At 72.5% G+C, this 15,706-nt stretch carries 12 protein-coding genes; 8 read left to right on the forward strand and 4 right to left on the reverse strand.

Translation table 11 applies throughout. From position 1 onward, the window contains the following. Positions 1 to 418 precede the first annotated feature (418 nt). Both JOC24_RS03770 and JOC24_RS03775 read left to right on the forward strand, forming a co-directional pair. The gene (locus tag JOC24_RS03770; protein ID WP_205018629.1) at positions 419 to 1,615 is read left to right on the forward strand and encodes a hypothetical protein; all 1,197 of its coding nucleotides are present in this window, start codon (positions 419 to 421) and stop codon (positions 1,613 to 1,615) included. Beyond that, the gene (locus tag JOC24_RS03775) at positions 1,608 to 2,579 is read left to right on the forward strand and encodes a hypothetical protein (protein WP_205018630.1); all 972 of its coding nucleotides are present in this window, start codon (positions 1,608 to 1,610) and stop codon (positions 2,577 to 2,579) included. The genes JOC24_RS03770 and JOC24_RS03775 overlap by 8 nt, the downstream gene beginning before the upstream one ends. A 31-nt stretch (positions 2,580 to 2,610) precedes the next feature. Here JOC24_RS03775 and JOC24_RS03780 read toward each other — a convergent pair whose 3' ends face one another. After that, complete coding sequence (locus JOC24_RS03780; protein ID WP_205018631.1) at positions 2,611 to 5,196, reverse strand: glycosyl hydrolase family 65 protein; 2,586 nt, start codon at positions 5,194 to 5,196, stop codon at positions 2,611 to 2,613. A gap of 90 nt (positions 5,197 to 5,286) precedes the next feature. Between JOC24_RS03780 and JOC24_RS03785 the strand changes: the two genes are divergently transcribed. Next, complete coding sequence (locus tag JOC24_RS03785) at positions 5,287 to 5,769, forward strand: cupin domain-containing protein (protein ID WP_205018632.1); 483 nt, start codon at positions 5,287 to 5,289, stop codon at positions 5,767 to 5,769. On the opposite strand, the gene JOC24_RS03790 is transcribed toward JOC24_RS03785, so the two are convergent. Next, on the reverse strand, positions 5,741 to 6,892 hold the full coding sequence (locus tag JOC24_RS03790) for a threonine synthase (protein WP_205018633.1): 1,152 nt from the start codon (positions 6,890 to 6,892) through the stop codon (positions 5,741 to 5,743). The two genes, JOC24_RS03785 and JOC24_RS03790, sit on opposite strands and share 29 nt — an antisense overlap. A gap of 200 nt (positions 6,893 to 7,092) precedes the next feature. Between JOC24_RS03790 and JOC24_RS03795 the strand changes: the two genes are divergently transcribed. The 5 genes from JOC24_RS03795 to JOC24_RS03815 all read left to right on the forward strand — a co-directional run bounded on the left by JOC24_RS03795 (position 7,093) and on the right by JOC24_RS03815 (position 12,457). Beyond that, a complete protein-coding gene (locus JOC24_RS03795; RefSeq protein WP_205018634.1) occupies positions 7,093 to 7,845 on the forward strand; it encodes a GntR family transcriptional regulator in 753 nt (250 codons plus the stop codon). A 530-nt stretch (positions 7,846 to 8,375) separates the two neighbouring features. Further along, the gene (locus tag JOC24_RS03800) at positions 8,376 to 8,558 is read left to right on the forward strand and encodes a hypothetical protein (protein ID WP_033298025.1); all 183 of its coding nucleotides are present in this window, start codon (positions 8,376 to 8,378) and stop codon (positions 8,556 to 8,558) included. A 111-nt stretch (positions 8,559 to 8,669) separates the two neighbouring features. Further along, positions 8,670 to 9,074, forward strand: coding sequence for a (deoxy)nucleoside triphosphate pyrophosphohydrolase (locus JOC24_RS03805; protein ID WP_205018635.1), 405 nt, complete (start codon positions 8,670 to 8,672; stop codon positions 9,072 to 9,074). A 175-nt stretch (positions 9,075 to 9,249) separates the two neighbouring features. After that, the gene (locus JOC24_RS03810) at positions 9,250 to 9,687 is read left to right on the forward strand and encodes an ATP-binding protein (protein ID WP_205018636.1); all 438 of its coding nucleotides are present in this window, start codon (positions 9,250 to 9,252) and stop codon (positions 9,685 to 9,687) included. 193 nt (positions 9,688 to 9,880) lie between these two features. Further along, complete coding sequence (locus JOC24_RS03815; protein WP_205018763.1) at positions 9,881 to 12,457, forward strand: SpoIIE family protein phosphatase; 2,577 nt, start codon at positions 9,881 to 9,883, stop codon at positions 12,455 to 12,457. A 35-nt stretch (positions 12,458 to 12,492) separates the two neighbouring features. Here JOC24_RS03815 and JOC24_RS03820 read toward each other — a convergent pair whose 3' ends face one another. Both JOC24_RS03820 and JOC24_RS03825 read right to left on the reverse strand, forming a co-directional pair. Further along, a complete protein-coding gene (locus JOC24_RS03820; RefSeq protein WP_205018637.1) occupies positions 12,493 to 13,206 on the reverse strand; it encodes a PspA/IM30 family protein in 714 nt (237 codons plus the stop codon). A gap of 108 nt (positions 13,207 to 13,314) precedes the next feature. Next, positions 13,315 to 15,420, reverse strand: a complete 2,106-nt coding sequence (locus tag JOC24_RS03825; RefSeq protein ID WP_205018638.1) for a TPM domain-containing protein — start codon at positions 15,418 to 15,420, stop codon at positions 13,315 to 13,317. Positions 15,421 to 15,706 lie beyond the last annotated feature (286 nt).

Raw genomic sequence — 15,706 nt, forward strand, 5'->3', positions numbered from 1 at the left:
CCGTAGCCGCGCGGACTGTGCGGACGGGTATCCGTCCGGTCCGCAGAGAGTCTGCAGACACCCGTAAGCGCCCGTCACAGGCCAACGCGAGCCAACGGAGAAATGGCTGGTCAGGGCCCTGGATGGGGCTCCTTCGCAGGCCAGGATCAGACCGCGGACATTCCGCTTCAACGTGACCTGGAGGCGGGAGAGCAGCCGGTGCGCGGCCGGGCCTTGTCCGCCTTCCCGTAGACGGCCTCCACCACGTCAGGGAGGCAGGCACCTGTCCGGCCCGCCGGACTTGGGGAACTCGGCCGCGGAGGCGGGCTCGCGTGCCCCGGTTCGGTATCCCCGAAAGCCCTTGGTGCGGCAGGGTCGGTGCGGCAGACTTGAGGCCGGGAATCTTCGGCGTACGCGCCAAACTCGGGGGAGTGCGAAGGTGAATCGCCGCCTGTCCATGGCGCTGGCCGCATACGGGGCCTGGAGCCAGGCGATCCTGCTGTTCCTGTTCGACCCGATGAAGCGGTGGATCACCGGAACGCTCGTGACCGGAGCGAGCATCGGGGACGTCCGGGTGCTGGGGCTGTCGCTGGACGGCTTCGCGGTGCGCGGCCTCGATCACGTCGGGGGATGGCTGCCGCAGCTCGTCTTCATCGTGTCGAGCGGCATCCTGACGTACTGCGTGTTCCGGGGCGCGCCAGGACTCAAGCCGCAGCTGCGCACGGTCCTCGCCCTGGCCGGGGCCGTACTGCTGGCCGCGGGTGCGGCGACGCTGGTCCGCCCGGCACTGGCACCGGGAGCGGGCCGGGCCCTGCCCACGTACGCAGAGTGGCTCGGCAGCGCCCAGTTGGGCGCGGAACCGGCCGCGGCCGCGCAGTTCGCCCTCTGCACCGTCTGGTTGCCCGTCACCATCTGGTTCGTCGTGTGGCGGTGCCGGGGCCTGCCGTTCGTGCGGGCCTTCTTCGGCCTGCCGGAAGGCGCGGGGGTGAGCGCCGAGGAGCCCGTCCCCCTGCTCGCCGCGCGGGAGCGGCGGGACCTGGTGTACGCCGGGCTGATCCCGCCGGTGCTGCTGGCCGTGGCGGGCGGCCAGTACCTCCGGCACACCGATGTGCGGCCGTCGGGCGTGCCGGACTCCGTCACCTTCGACCCGCAACGCTGGGCCCCGTACAGCCCGCCGGCCCTGGTCGACGAGTGGAGCGGCGTCCTCTATCCGGCACTGCGTCTTCGCCCGCTCGACACGGAGCGGGCCGGCGGCTGGATCGCGACGCTCGCGGTCTGTGTGGTCTTCCTCGTGGCGACGGCGGTCGCTCTCCGCTCCGTCGCCCGGCGCGCGACGGCCACACGAGGGAGCGCGACGGCGCTCCTGCGTCTGTTCATGAAGGGCTGGTACGCGATGTTGCTCGCTGCCGTCGCCGCGGCCCTCGTGGACGGCTGGTTGCTGCAGTGGTTCGCCCCGCGCAGGGCGGATTCCACGTCACCGCTGTGGGTGGCGGTCGGTGACGCCGTGCGGTTCGGGACCGCGTGGGGGTGGGCGACGGGGCTCGCGTGCCTGGGAGCGGTTCTGTTGACGAGACGCCGGGGAGCCCCTGCGGCACCGGGTGCGGACGTGGTCGAGGAGCAGTTGGACGATGCCTAGGAACCGACGTGTTGCCCACAGGACGGACGCGCTCACCCGGGCGAGCGTGCGCAGGGGCGTCGGGCCGCGCCCGGTCCAGCCCGAGGAGACACCGGCTGAGGGGGCGCCGGGCCGGATGCGCTACCTGAGAAGCCCGGCCACCTGGCTGGTGGGCATTCTCCTGGCGGTGGTGACCGTTACCTTCCAGGACGTGCTGGCCGCCTCGGTGAAGACGATCCTGCCGCTGGACCGGGTGCCGGACCGGCTCTCGCCGCAGAACGCCATCGATGTGGTCGAGGTCAGGGACGTCAAGGACTTCGGCTACTACCTTGTCAGGGACGGAGCGGACGGAGAACTGCTCGAAGAGCTGTCCTCGGCCGACTGGTGGCAGAACCGGAAGGCTGTCGACGTCGAAGACGCGTACTGGATGATCACCTTGCAGGGCCGCGCCGCGCAGCAGGTCCGGATCACCGACACCGTCCCCGAGTTGGAGGGGGGCTCGTGCAAGGCGTCCCTCGGCGGAAGCCTCATCAACGCTCCGTCCCAGGGCGTCATGGACGTCATCCCGCTGGAGCTGGCGGTGGACTCACCCCAGCCCCGCCTCAAGGCGTCCACGAAGGACGGGAAGGCGGCGGGGCCTTACTTCACGGGGCCCGGGGCCAAGCACATCACGTTGAACCAGAACGAGACCGAGGCGTTCATCGTCCATGCGACGTCCGAGGACGGCTACTGCCGCTGGCGCTATCGCGTGCGCTACGAAGTCGGAGGCAGCACGGCCGAGATGACGATCGGTGCTCCGGGTGGCAGGCCCTTCGAGCTGACCGGAAGGCTGAGCGACACGTCGGGCTACCGCAACGTCTACTTCCCTCCCCTCGCGTGCAGGTATCAGGGCTCCAACATGCCCGACACGTGGTACAAGCAGACGGGAGCGGAGTACGCCCGCGACCGCAAGGGCAGTGAAGAGCCTCCCTGCCCCACGACCTGATCCACGGCCCCAGGCGACTGCCCCCGTGCGACTACTCGCCCGCGACGACGGTCAGTTCACTCACGCCCGTCGGTTTCTCCGCGTCCGCCGAGTCGACCGTCACCCGGACCTGGCGTGCCACCTCACCCGCCCGGTACGGGTGCCAGGCGCGGCCGTCCAGGGAGGTCTCCAGGGTGTGGGAGGCCGGTGCGACGTCCGTCCAGCGGGGCGTGAGCGCGGCGATCCGGGTCACGTGGCGCAGGGCCACCGTCAGCGTGCCCTTCGCGCCGTCCGGTGACCACGAGGTCGCCGGGCTGCCGTCCACCGCCGCTCCGGCGTACAGGCCCGGGGCCTCGGAGGTCGCCGTCGCGGGACGGCAGCGGGCCCTGTCGGTGGTCGGGGTGAGATCGGGGCGGCGGGTGGGCAGGGTGAGGGTGCCGGAGAGACGGCGCGGGCCCGCCGGGGTGTGGACGGTGAAGGGCGCCCCGTCCGTCAGTCGGACCGTGGTCCTCCGGGGGCCGACGGCGATGTCGTACGTGCGGCCCCGGTGGTGCAGCCCCGTCAGCTCCACGCCCTCGCGGAGCTGCGGGGGCAGGAGCGGGTCGAGACGTACGCCGTCCTCGCGCAGCCGGAGGCCGGTCAGGCCGTGCGTGAAGACCTGGAGGAAGCCGCCCTTCCCGGTGAGGAAGTCCTCGGCGGGGAAGCCCGAGAGCGGGTCCGAGGCACCGGACTTCTCGCCCCGCGCCTCGGAGAAGAGGCTGTACGGCCCCCGGACGAACGGGCGCACGGCGCGCTGGAGGTAGGTGTACGTGGCGCAGCCCGGCTCACCGATCGCGGCGGCGTCGATCGCGTGCACCGAGTCGGTCATCGCGGGGCCGTCCGGATCGGTGCGTGCGGCGTAGTGGTCGAGCGTCGCGGCTGCGGCGCCCTCGGCCATGGGCCACTCCAGCGGGTAGATCAGCAGCACCGTGTCGGCCTGCTTGATGGTCGAACCGTTGTAGCCGGCGTACTGGAGGAACAGCTTCCGCTCGGCGTCGTACGGGATGCGCAGCCCGTCGGCGACCCTGGTCCAGCCGTCGGGAGCCCGGTGGCCGAGGAGCCCGGCGGCTCGGGTGGCGTTGCGCAGGGCGGTGGCGGCGACCGCGTTGGTGAAGACGCCGTCCGTGACGCCGTTGCTGTACTCGTCGGGCCCCGCGACGTTCTTCACCGAGTAACTGCCGTCGGTGTTCGCCGTGGCGCGGGACTTCCAGAAGTCGGCGATGCCCTTCAGCAGTGGCCAGCCCCGTTCCGACAGCCAGGCGCGGTCGCCGGTGGCCAGGTAGTACTGCCAGACGGCGAGGGCGACATCGCCCTGGAGGTGGTTCTGGGTGAGGCAGTGCGGCGGGTCCCAGCTCTGGCACTCGGAGTCCAGGCGCCCGCGGCTCGCGCTCGTCCAGGGGTAGAACAGTCCCGCGTGGCCCAGCTTCTCGGCGTTCGCGCGGGCGGCGCCCCGGGTGCGGTAGCGGTACTCGACGACGGAGCGGGCCAGGTCGGGACGGGTGGCGAGCAGCCCCGGATACATCCACGTCTCGGCGTCCCAGAACACCATGCCCGCGTAGTTGTCGCTGGTCAGACCGGCCGGGGCGATGCTGTCGGACGAACCGGGCCGGGTGTTGGCCAGCAGCCCGTACTGTGCCGCCCGCAGCCAGCTCTGCAGGTCCGGGCTGCCGGGTGTCCTGACGTCCGACGCCCAGGCCCGGCGCCATGCCGTGGCGTTGTCCGCGAGGACACCGGACCAGCCACGCCGGGCCGCGCGTTCCGCCGCCGCCCCCGCGGACGCGAGCGGGGTGCGTGAGGTGAGCGAGGTGTCGACGCCGACGTACTTCTCGAAGGTGTACGAACGTCCGGCCCTGACCCGGGCGGTGCGCGCACCGCCGGTGCCCCGCTGCGCGATCGCGCCCTTCGTGCCCGTGCCGAGCGTGCGGAAGGTGCCGTCGTCGGCCACCGTGACCCGGCGCGCCCCGCGCCCGTCCAGCCGTCCTGTCACCGTCACGGTGCCGGTCCAGCGCGGTGTCATCCGCAGGCGTACGGCGCCGGTGTGCACGTCGGAGCGGTCGGCGAGCACCTCGTAGGTCAGGTCGGTCGCGCGGCCGTCGGCCGTGGTCCACCGCAGGGAGGTGACCACGACGCCGCAGCGCAGATGGAGGGTCTGGCGGTAGCGCGAAATCCGGCCGGCGGGCGTGGCGGAGCCGTACGTCTCGGAGCCGACGCGTACGTCGAGCGTGGTCCAGGACGGCAGCGCGGCGATCACCTCACGGCCCTCGGCGAGGCCCTCGTCGCGGGAGTAGAGCCCGGAGACGAAGGCGCCGTCGTACCGTGGTGTGTAGAGGGGCCAGCCCGTCTTCTCGCCCGTGGCGGCGTATCCCGCGCCGGTGGCGGGCACCCGGTGGCCCAGGTAGCCGTTGCCGACGTAGGGGTCGTATCCCTGGGCCTCGCCGAAGGCGGTGGACGTCGGTGCCCACGAGGCGTCGGAGGGAGTGCCGGTCCTGCCGCACACGGGGGCCGGGGCGGGCCCGGCGGCGTACGAGAGCGGCGGGAGCGGGGCGGCCAGCGCGACCGCGACCAGGGGCACGAGAACGGAGAAGCGCTTGAGTCTCACCGCACGAAGGTAGGCAGGGCGGCGCCGCCGGTGCGGTAACGGCGCGCGGGACGAGCGGACCGGTCCAGGACCGGAGGCAGGGAGAGCGGCATGTCGTATCCGGAACCCGTCTACACGGACGGCGCGGGCGAGATCAACGCGCAGTACCGACCGGCCGGAACCACCCCCGATCTGCTGACGCGCAGCGGCGGCAGCACCCACTACCTGGCCACGACGGAGGCGACGCACGGCGAGTTCGGGCTGTACCGGATCAACATGGGCCCACGGGCGGGAGGCCCGGCCGAGCACTTCCACCGGTCCATCTCGGAGTCCTTCTTCATCCTCGACGGGACGGTGCGGATCTACGACGGCGAGCGCTGGACGGACGCCACGGCCGGCGACTTCCTGTACGTGCCCCAGGGCGGCCTGCACGCATTTCGCAACGACTCCGACGAACCCGCCTCGATGCTGCTGCTCTTCACGCCGGGGGCGCCGCGCGAGGAGTACTTCGAGAAGGTGGGGCAGGTCTCCGACTGGCCGGAGAAGGAGCGGGCGGAGTTCTTCATCAAGCACGACACGTACTGGACGGGCTGACAGCCACCTGGTCTGCGAGGCCCGTCTTGAGGCCGGCCCCGCAGAGCGGGACGACCACGCTCCGGTCCGTCACGTCGCCCACGGCCGCCCAGCAGGCGACGCCGGTCGTCTCGACGAAGAAGCCCCGTGCGGCCAGGTCCCTCTGCGCCGTTCGGATCCGGTCCTCCGTCACCGTCAGGAAGGTGCCGCCCGACTCCCGGACGGCGGCGAGGATCTGCCGGGCGCGCGGCGGCCGGGGGATGGCGATCCCCTCGGCGAGGGTGGGCGCGGCCCGCTCCGGGGCGCCGGACAGTTCGTCGGCCCCCGCCCGGAAGGCGGTGGCCAGTGGGGACACGGCCTCGGCCTGTACGGCGATCAGGGCAGGACGGCGGTCGATCAGGCCGTGGGCAAGCAGCTCCGCCGTGGCCAGGGCCGCGCCCAGGAGCAGGGTCCCGTTGCCGACCGGTACGGCGATGGCATCGGGCAGGGTGCCGCCGAGCTCCTCCCAGATCTCGTAGACGTACGTCTTCGTGCCGTGCAGGAAGTACGGGTTGAAGACGTGCGAGGCGTAGAAGGTGCCGGGTTCACCGGCCGCCGCCCGGGCGGCCGCAGCCGTGGCCTCCCGGCCGCCGGGCACGGTCCGCAGGCGGGCGCCGTGGGCGCGGATCTGCTCGGTCTTCTTGGGGGAGGTCCCCCCGGGGACATAGACCGTGCACGGCAGCCCTGCCCGGGCGCAGTACGCGGCGACGGCCGTCCCCGCGTTGCCGCTGCTGTCCGCGACAACCCGGTCCGGGGAGAGCCTGCGGGCGAGTTCGGCCAGCATCACCGCGCCGCGGTCCTTGAAGGAGAGCGTGGGCATCAGGAAATCGAGCTTGGCCGAGACGTTGCCGGTGAGAGGGACGAGAGGGGTCCGCCCCTCCCCGAGGGAGACGGCCGGAGCGGTCAGGGGGAGCGCCTCCTCGTAACGCCACAGGGAGTTGACGCGTCCGCCCAGGGATGCGAGGCGGACCGGTGGCAGGGCGCCGGTGTCAAGGTCCCACGGACCTGCGCAGGCGGGACAGCACCAGGTCAGCGTGGTGGAGTCCGCCCGGGAACCGTCCTGCGGGCAGATGTACGTCGCTGTAGGCATGCGGGTGTCGGCCATGGGGCGAACCTATTTCCCCGCCGTGTCCGATTCCCAGCCCCGGCGGGGTGACGGTCCTGGCATACCCGGCGCATACCTGGGTCAGGTATGCGCTGGTGAGCGGGAAATCATCACTTCGAGTGAAACTCTGGCCCGCGCTTGCGGGACTCAACCCACGGTTGCAACGCTGTTGCTGTCTGTCAACCTGTTGGGAGTGGCCTGTGCCTTTCGGTGAGCAGCCCGCCTATCTGCGCGTGGCGAGCGATCTCAGGACGAAGATCGTCAACGGCGCGCTGCCGCCCCACACGCGTCTGCCCTCGCAGGCCCGCATCCGCCAGGAGTACGGCGTCTCGGACACCGTGGCGCTGGAGGCGCGCAAGGTGCTGATGGCCGAGGGGCTCGTCGAGGGGCGGTCGGGTTCCGGCACCTATGTGCGCGCGCGTCCGGTCCCGCGCCCGATCGCCCGCTCCGGCTACCGGCCGGGGGCGGGGGCCACCCCGTTCCGGCAGGAGCAGACGGCTGAAGGGGCGCGCGGGACCTGGGAGTCCCGCAGTGAGCAGGAGGGGGCGAGCGCCGAGATCGCCGAGCGGCTCGGCATCGAGCCGGGCGACCGGGTGATGCGTACGGGATACGTCTTCCGGGAGGCGGGCGAGCCGATGATGCTGTCGACGTCCTGGGAGCCCCTGGCCGTTACGGGACGCACGCCGGTGATGCTGCCGGAGGAGGGGCCGCTGGGGGGCTGTGGCGTCGTCGACCGGATGGCGGCGATCGGCGTCGTCGTGGACAACGTGGCGGAGGAGGTCGGCGCCCGCCCGGGGCTCGCGGAGGAACTCCTGGCGCTCGGCGGCGTACCGGGCCATGTGGTCATGGTCATCGGGCGGACGTACTACGCGTCGGGGCTGGCGGTGGAGACCGCCGATGTGGTCGTTCCCGCCGACCGCTACCGGATTGCCTATCATCTCCCGGTCAAATGACCGCCGGCGCGCCGGGCGGTGACAGCCGGGGCAGGCGTGGCGGACGGGGCGGATCCGGTGACCGCCGGGGGTGACGGTCTGTCCGCTTGCGCTGATGTGAGGTCGACCCTCCTGGGCCGCGCGTAGCTCACGGGCAAACGCCGTCGCCCGACCGCGGCCCCTCCCGGTGCCGGCCGCCCTCGCCGGCCACGGGAATGTCGCTCGTACGACGGCCCGGTCCACCAGGAGTCGGTCCGCTCCCGGTGCCGCTCGCCCGGCGGAGTGCGCAGGTGCGGGCCGCGGGCTGTCCGCAGTCGGCCCTGTGGTGACGTCGACGACGGCGACGCGGTCACCGGCCCGCCGACGAGACGGGCGCATTCGGGGGGTGCGCCCCCTTTGGCGTGGCCGGATGCGTATCTCTTTGTGTAAACACGCATCCGCTGAGTGAAGGTCAGGCGTACGCTCGGGCATATGCGTACTGCGGTTTCCTGGGGATCCTTAGAGACGTGCACGCCGGTGGGGAGAGGGGCGAGATGCTGGGGAGGGACGCCATGACGGACAGCGGCGCCGTGCTCCCCTGGCTGGTCATCAGACAGGACGACAACGGCAACAGGTACCGCGTCGGGCGCTACGCGACCCAGGACGAGGCACAGAAGATCGCTGACGGCCTGGACCGTCATGGACACAAGCAGCTCTACTGGGTGGAGCGGACGAGCCGGAGCGCGCGCCCGTAAGGCCTTTCGAATTCATCGGCCCGGATCGCGGTGCGGTGCCAGGGCGTGTGGGCCCCGCCTGATCCGGACGGGCCTCGGGCGAAGGCCCGGAGAGCGATTACGCTCCGGCGCATGAGTGATTCCGTGGTGGTGGCCGGGGCCGTCTGCGACGGCGGGCGGCTCCTCGCCGCCCGCCGGAGCGCGCCGCCGGAGCTGGCCGGGCGATGGGAGCTGCCGGGCGGCAAGCAGGAGCCGGGGGAGAGCGGCGAGCAGGCGCTCGTACGGGAGCTCCGGGAGGAACTCGGCGTGGAGGCGGAGCCTCTGGAACGCATCCCGGGGGAGTGGCCGCTGAAGCCGGGCCTCGTGCTCCAGGTGTGGACCGTCCGGCTGCTGTCGGGTGAGCCCCGCCCGCTGGAGGACCACGACGAGCTGCGCTGGCTCGCTCCCGGGGAGGCGGGCACCGTCGACTGGCTGGACCAGGACCGCCCCGCTGTTGCCGAAGCGGTGCGCCGTCTGCTGGATGCCTCGCAGGTCTGAGTTCCCCCGGCCGCGACAACCCCGTGGTCAGGGCGGGTCCTCGCGTGCCCCCGGTCGGGTCGGTGCGCGGACGTGAGAACGATAGGTCACTGTCTGCGATAGGTTGTTTCGAATATCGGGTATGTGCCGATTAGGCCCTCTGGATAGGGTGCGACCCCGCTGCCGGCCCTGGGAAGTGATCGGCGTGACCGATACCGAAGGTGATTGTGCCGAGTGGAGCTTCCCGGCGGTGCCGGGCTCCGTGCGCAGCGCCAGGCACGCGGTCCGTGACGCACTGCACCAGTGGGGCTTCGACTCGGCGGTGGGCGATGTCGCCGTACTGCTCGTGAGTGAGCTGGTGACCAATTCCCTGCGCCATGCGTCGGGCCCCATCGGGGTCCGGCTGAGGTGGTCGCATCCTCGTGGTGACGGGCCCGACACGGGTTCCGGGGCGCGGGGTCTGCTCGTGGAAGTCTCCGATCCGGTTCCGGATCCGCCCACCGAACGCAGTGCCGGACCCGAGGACGAGGGCGGCCGTGGGCTGCAGCTCGTGGCATGTTCCGCGCGCAGCTGGGGGACCCGGCGCGGAAAGAGTGGCAAGACCGTGTGGTTCGAGCTCGCTCTGCCTGGTTAGGAGTGGAGGGGGACGCACAGCGATCACCGGAGGTCGGGCAGGATCTGGCTGAAAGGGACTGAGACCGTGCTGTGATCGTGAACGCCGTGCCGGTGAGGCCCGTAGTGCTGAATACTGCGGGCAGGACCGGTCCGGTGTGTGAGCTGGAGGGGACGGTCGCGTGAGCGAGATACCTGGGACGGTGGGCGACGTCATGTGGCAGAGCAGCCCGCCCGGCTCGATATATGACCACATCAAGGTCGCCTCATTCTCGATCGGGGCCGACGGTCTGATCGAGCAGTGGAGCCGGCGTGCCGCCGGTCTGTTCGGCATGTCCTCCGCCGAGGTGGTGGGCAAGGACCCGATTGAGGCGTTCATGCCCGCCGAGCTGCGCCCGGACGCCCACAGGCGGGTCGGCGAGATCCTTGACGGCAAGGAGTGGACGGGCCTCGTCCCGTTCCGGATCCCGGGCGAGAACGCGGTGCGCGGGCTGGCCGAGATCTACGTCATGCCGAGCGAGACGGAGACCGGTGAGCGCGCCGCGCTCTGCATCGTCGTCGACGTCGGAGCGCTACGCCGCATCGAGACGGATCTCGCCGCCTCGCAGGCGATTTTCGGCCAATCTCCCTTCGGTTTCGTCCTCTTCGGTACCGACTTCACCGTCGTGCGCGCCAACAAGCGGTTCGCCACCGTCTTCGGGGGTGAGGCCGACGACCACCGCGGCCGCACGGTGGACGACTACCTGGCCCGCGCGGAGGCCGAACGCCTCTCCGCCACGCTCAAGCGCGTTCTCGAGACCGGCGAGGCCGTCACCGATCTCCAGCTCGTCGGCACCCCGCCCGGCTCCGTGGGCCGCCGTCACTGGTCCATGAACCTCTACCGGGTGCACAGCGGTTCCGGGCGTCCCGTCGGTATCGCCGGACTCGCCACCGACGTCACGCAACGGCACATCGCCGCCCGCGAGGCGGCCAGCGCCCGCCGCAACCTCGCCCTGCTCAACGAGGCCAGCGCGCGCATCGGCAACTCCCTCGACCTGGAGACCACCGCCCGCGAACTGCTCGACGTCGCCGTGCCCGGCTTCTGCGACCTCGCCTACGTCGACCTCTACCAAGGGCTGCTCACCGGCGAGGAGGCCTCGCCGGCCAGCTGGGGCAGGCACCACCAGGAGTCGGGCACAGGTTCGGCCCAGCTGCGCCGGGTCGCCCACGCCAGCGCCGTGTCCGACGGGCTCGCGGGAGTCCTCCCCGGCGGCGGCGGTGTCACCGAGGCCGACGGGGACGCGGGCCCGCCCGCCCTCGGCTCGGTCCACCGCTACGCCTTCCACTCGCCCTGCGCCGTCGCCCTGCGCACGGGCCGTGTCGAGGACGTGCCGGGCGACGAACGCGGATTCGTCCACTCCACCCTCGCCGTGCCGATGGTCGCGCACGACGTCGTCGTCGGCCTCGTCCAGTTCTCCCGTACCAAGGGCAGCGAGCCCTTCGGCGAGCGCGACCGGGCCCTTGCCACCGAGCTCGCCGCCCGTGCCGCCGTCTGCATCGACAACGCCCGTCTCTACCGCCGGGAGCACGAGCGGGCGCTCATCCTCCAGCGCAGTCTGCTGCCGCCGGGGGACCCCGAGGCGGCGGGCCTGGACATCGCCTGCCGATACCTGCCGGGCAACACGGCCACCGAGGTCGGCGGTGACTGGTTCGACGTGATCGAACTCCCCGGCCACCGCACGGCCCTGGTCGTCGGCGACGTGATGGGCCGTGGACTGCGGGCGGCCGTCGCCATGGGTGAACTGCGCACCGCCGTGAGGACACTGGCACTCCTGGATCTGGAACCGGCCGAGGTGCTCTCCGCCCTGGACGAGGTCGCCCGTGGCCTCGGCACCCCGGGCGGCGGCGAGCGGAGCGACGGCTTCGGCGCGGGCGGCGGCGCCCAGTGGCCCTCGCGCGCCGCCCACAAGTCACGCGACGCCGACCTCTCCGAGGTCTACCTGGCGACCTGCGTGTACGCGGTGTACGACCCGGTCACCCGCCGGTGCACCTTCGCCAACGCCGGTCATCTGCCGCCTGTGGTGGCCGAGCCGGGTGAGCCCGCCCTGCTGCTCGACGTACCGCCGGGCATGCCGCTCGGAGTCGGCGGCGAACCCTTCGAGGAGGTCGAGGTGGAGCTCAAGGAGGGTGCCCTCCTCGCCCTCTACACCGACGGGCTGGTGGAGTCCCGCGATCATCCGCTGGACGAGGGCCTCGACGCGTTCCGGGAGGCCCTCGCCGAACCGTCGCAGCCCCTCGAAGACGTCTGCGACCACGTGCTGTCGACCCTCGACACCCGGCACGGCGAGGACGACATCGCCTTGCTGATGGCCCGTATCCAGGGACTCGCCCCGGACGCGGTGGGTGACTGGCGGCTGCCGCGTGAGCTCCGCTCCGTCGCCCGCGCACGCGAGCTCGCCCGCACGCAGCTCACCGCCTGGGGCCTGGACGACCTGGTGGACACCACCGAACTGCTCGTCAGCGAACTCGTCACCAACGCACTGCGCTACGGCGAGGGCGAGATCCGTCTCAGGCTGCTCCGCGACCGGACGCTCGTCTGCGAGGTCTGGGACGCGGGGCTCGTCCAGCCGAGGCGCCGACGGGCACGCGACACCGACGAGGGCGGGCGCGGGCTGCAACTGGTCGGACTGCTCAGTGCGGCCTGGGGCTCACGGCGCACCCCGCGTGGCAAGACGGTGTGGTTCGAGCTGGCGCTGCCCGACGGGGCGCCCGCCGCCGAGCTCTCCGTGGAGCAGCTCCTGAGCATGTACTGACGGGGCCCGCCGAGGAGGCGCCGGTGCGCCGACGGTCATGAGGCGGACTTCAGGGCGGCGAGCCGGGCCTCGATCTCCGCGCTGTCGCCGAGGCTGTCCAGCTGTTCGAACTGGGCGTCCAGGGACGACGCGGCGAGTTCCTGCTTGCCGACCGCCTTGGCCTCCTCGCGCCGCACCTTGTCCTCGAAGCGGCCGAGCTCGCTCGTCGGGTCCATGACGTCGATGCTCTTCACCGCGTCCATCATCCGGTTCTGCGCCCGTGCGGAAGCGGCGCGGGCGACCAGCTCGTCGCGCTTGGACTTCAGCTCGGTCAGCTTGTTCCTCATCTGGTCGAGGCCCGACTTCAGCTTGTCCACCACCACCGTCTGCGAGGCGATCGTCGGCTCGGCCGTCTTCGCCTCCTGCTCCGACTGGAGCTGCCGTCCGAGTGCCACCTTCGCGAGGTTGTCGAACTTGTCGGCGTCCACGCCCGACCCGGCGGCCCGCAGCTCGTCGGCCTTCCTGCTGGCGGCGAGCGCCTTCTGCCCCCACTCCCTGGCCGCGTCCACATCCTCCCGGTGGTCCTCCTCCAGCAGCCTGAGATTGCCGATGGTGGTGGCCACCGCCTGTTCGGCCTCCGCGATGTTGTCGGTGTAGTCGCGGATCAGCTGGTCCAGCATCTTCTGCGGGTCCTCCGCCTGGTCGATCAGGGCGTTGATGTTGGCCCGGGCCAGCTGGGTGACGCGGCCGACGACGGTCTGCTTGGTCATGGCACCTCTCCTTGCGCTGAATCCTGTCGTGCTGAAGCCGGTGTGGTGTGCTGCCGTACGGAAGCGGACGTGTTGGCTGCCGTGCCGAAGCCGGTGTGGCGTGCCGCGTCAGAAGCGGCCCCCGCCACCCCGTCGGCCGCGGGTACCGCCGCCGCCGAAGCTGCCCGGGCCGCCGCCGAACCCGCCGGGACCACCCCCCGGCCCCCCGCCCCGCCCGCCGCCGAGCAGCCCGCCGAGGATGATGCCGCCCAGCACGGCGCCGCCCGTTCCGCCGCCGCCGCCGAAACCGCCGCCGAACCCGCTCCGGTCGCGGTAGTCGCCCACGTCCTGCTCGGCGAGGGCCCGGGCCCGCACGGCCAGGGCGTCCGCCTGCTGAGCCTCGGCCAGGGCGCCCTGGGGGTCGTTCGCCCCGGACAGCTGCCCGGCCCTCTCCCACCGCCGCCGGGCCTCCGCGAGCCGGGTACGTGCCTGGCTGCCGACCGCGCCCCGGTTGGTGGTGATGTAGTCCGCGGCGGCACCGATCGACGCCCGCGCGGTGAGCAGTGCCCGGTCGAGCAGCGAACGCGCCCGAAGGCCGCCCTGCTCCTGCTCGCGGGCTCCGGCCAGCGCCTCGTCCAGCGCCGCGTCGGCCTCCTCCACCCGGCGCAGCGCGTCGACGGGGTCGTACGTGCCCGAGTCCAGCTCCCCCTTCACCGCGGCGACGACCGCCACGGCACGGGCCACCCTGCCCCGCAGATCCGCGGTCGGCGCACCCTCCGGGGTGCCGTCGAGCAGCCCTCCGGCGTCGGCCAGGTCCGTCTGTGCCTCGGTGAGCGCGCCCGGCAGCTTGTCCGCGGCCTCGGCCAGCTCCCCGGCCCGCCGGCCTACCGCGTCCACGAGGGTGGACACCTGCTTGATCGCGCCCTCGGCGGCACGGACGTGGACGGCGGCCCGGGCGTTGTCGCCGCTGTCCACGGCCTGGCGTGCCTGGTCGAGTGCGGAGGTGGAGAAGACCAGCCGGTCCTTGGCCTGCGCGACGTCGTCGGCGGCGGGAGCGACCGCCGTCTCCGCGTACCGGTCCCGCATCGCGCGGACGGCCGTCTCCGCGGCGGAGGCACGTGCGAGCAGCTCCCGGTACGTGGCCTCGGCGGTGGCCACCGCCCGCGGAGCGGTCTGTTCGAGGGCGCGCAGCCGGTCGAAGTCCTCGGACACGGCGTCCAGGCGCGCGTTTGCGTCCGCGCAGCGGCTGATGATCTCGTCGAGCATCCGCCGCCGGGTCGCGTCGTCCTCGGGAAAGGCGTCGTCCAGTTGCTGCCGCAGCCGGAACGCCTCGGTCAGTCCGGTCCCGGCGTGCTGGACGGCCGCGGCGAAGGGAGCCGCGGCCTCCTCGCCGAACTGGGCCGTGGCGAAGCCGAGTTCCTCCTCGCTGGTCCGCACGGCGTCGTCCGTGTCGACGAGGTCCTCCTTGGCCCGTGTGTCGAGTTCGGGCAGTGGGACCGGCGGCTCGGCCGCGGCTCCGATCCCGCCGCCCCAGCCGCCCGCAGCCGGTGTCGTCCGGGTCCTCGCGCGTCGCCTGCGGCGGGTGAAGGCGAGGACGGCGGCCGCCCCCGCGACGACGACCACGGCCAGGGGCACGATCAGACCGGCGGAGGCGCCCGCGCCGGAACCGCCCCCGGGGTCCGCGGCGCCCGGGGTGACGGCGGGGGCCGGAACGGGATCGCCGGCCAGCACCGCCGCGTAGCCGTCGGCGGCACCGATCGCGGCTCCCGCCCAGTCGTTCTGCCGGAGAGCCGGCTCGATCGCCGTGCTCGACACGTTCCGGAGCTGGGCGTCGGTGAGGCGTGACCCCTGGTCGACGGAGTAGGCGTACTGCCGGTCGTGCGTGGCCACGGCCAACAGCACGTCCTCCTGGCCGAGGCCGTTGCGGTTCGCGGTCTCGTCGGTCCAGGTCTGCGCGTCCCGCCCGGAGAAATCACGGACGTACGCCACGAAGAGCTGCACCCGCTGCTCTTCGAACAGACGATCGAGTGCGGCCTCGGTCTGCGGCTCGCGATCCCCCAGCGCGTCCACCTCGTCCGTGATCTGCCCTTCACGGGACAGGGTGACGGGGTCCTCGGCCCGGGCGTCCGGGGTGCCCGGCAGGGCGGTCCACAGCACTGCCGTGAGGGCGGCGAGAAGGATCCTGCCGGGTATCGAGAACCGGGACGTCCCGGTACTGCTCGCAGGCGGCGTCACATTTGGGAGGCTATGTCCGCCCGCTGGCGCCCGCGACCCGACACCTGCCCGCGCCGTACGGCGGCCGCTTCCGCCCCGCGCGTGAGCCGCCGGGCCGTGAGCCGCCGGGCCGTGAGTCGCCGGGGCGTTCCCGGGGCCGCGTGGGTGACATCCGCGGCCCCCACCGGCCGCGTCCCCGTCCTCCCGCGCGTACACGTGCGTTCAGTGGATCAGCGAATCAGTCTGATCAACTGCAAATGCCACCAGTACGCATCATCCGGTCCCTTCCGGTACGGGGCGGACCGGG

Source organism: Streptomyces sp. HB132 (assembly GCF_016909575.1).
Taxonomy (GTDB): domain Bacteria; phylum Actinomycetota; class Actinomycetes; order Streptomycetales; family Streptomycetaceae; genus Streptomyces.

What these genes read in the sequence shown, in the direction of transcription:
- JOC24_RS03820 (WP_205018637.1), bottom strand. Translation starts at nt 13,206, where the DNA reads ATGACCAAGCAGACCGTCGTCGGCCGCGTCACCCAGCTGGCCCGGGCC.
- JOC24_RS03775 (WP_205018630.1), top strand. Translation starts at nt 1,608, where the DNA reads ATGCCTAGGAACCGACGTGTTGCCCACAGGACGGACGCGCTCACCCGG.
- JOC24_RS03815 (WP_205018763.1), top strand. Translation starts at nt 9,881, where the DNA reads ATGTGGCAGAGCAGCCCGCCCGGCTCGATATATGACCACATCAAGGTC.
- JOC24_RS03800 (WP_033298025.1), top strand. Translation starts at nt 8,376, where the DNA reads ATGACGGACAGCGGCGCCGTGCTCCCCTGGCTGGTCATCAGACAGGAC.
- JOC24_RS03785 (WP_205018632.1), top strand. Translation starts at nt 5,287, where the DNA reads ATGTCGTATCCGGAACCCGTCTACACGGACGGCGCGGGCGAGATCAAC.
- JOC24_RS03790 (WP_205018633.1), bottom strand. Translation starts at nt 6,892, where the DNA reads ATGGCCGACACCCGCATGCCTACAGCGACGTACATCTGCCCGCAGGAC.
- JOC24_RS03805 (WP_205018635.1), top strand. Translation starts at nt 8,670, where the DNA reads ATGAGTGATTCCGTGGTGGTGGCCGGGGCCGTCTGCGACGGCGGGCGG.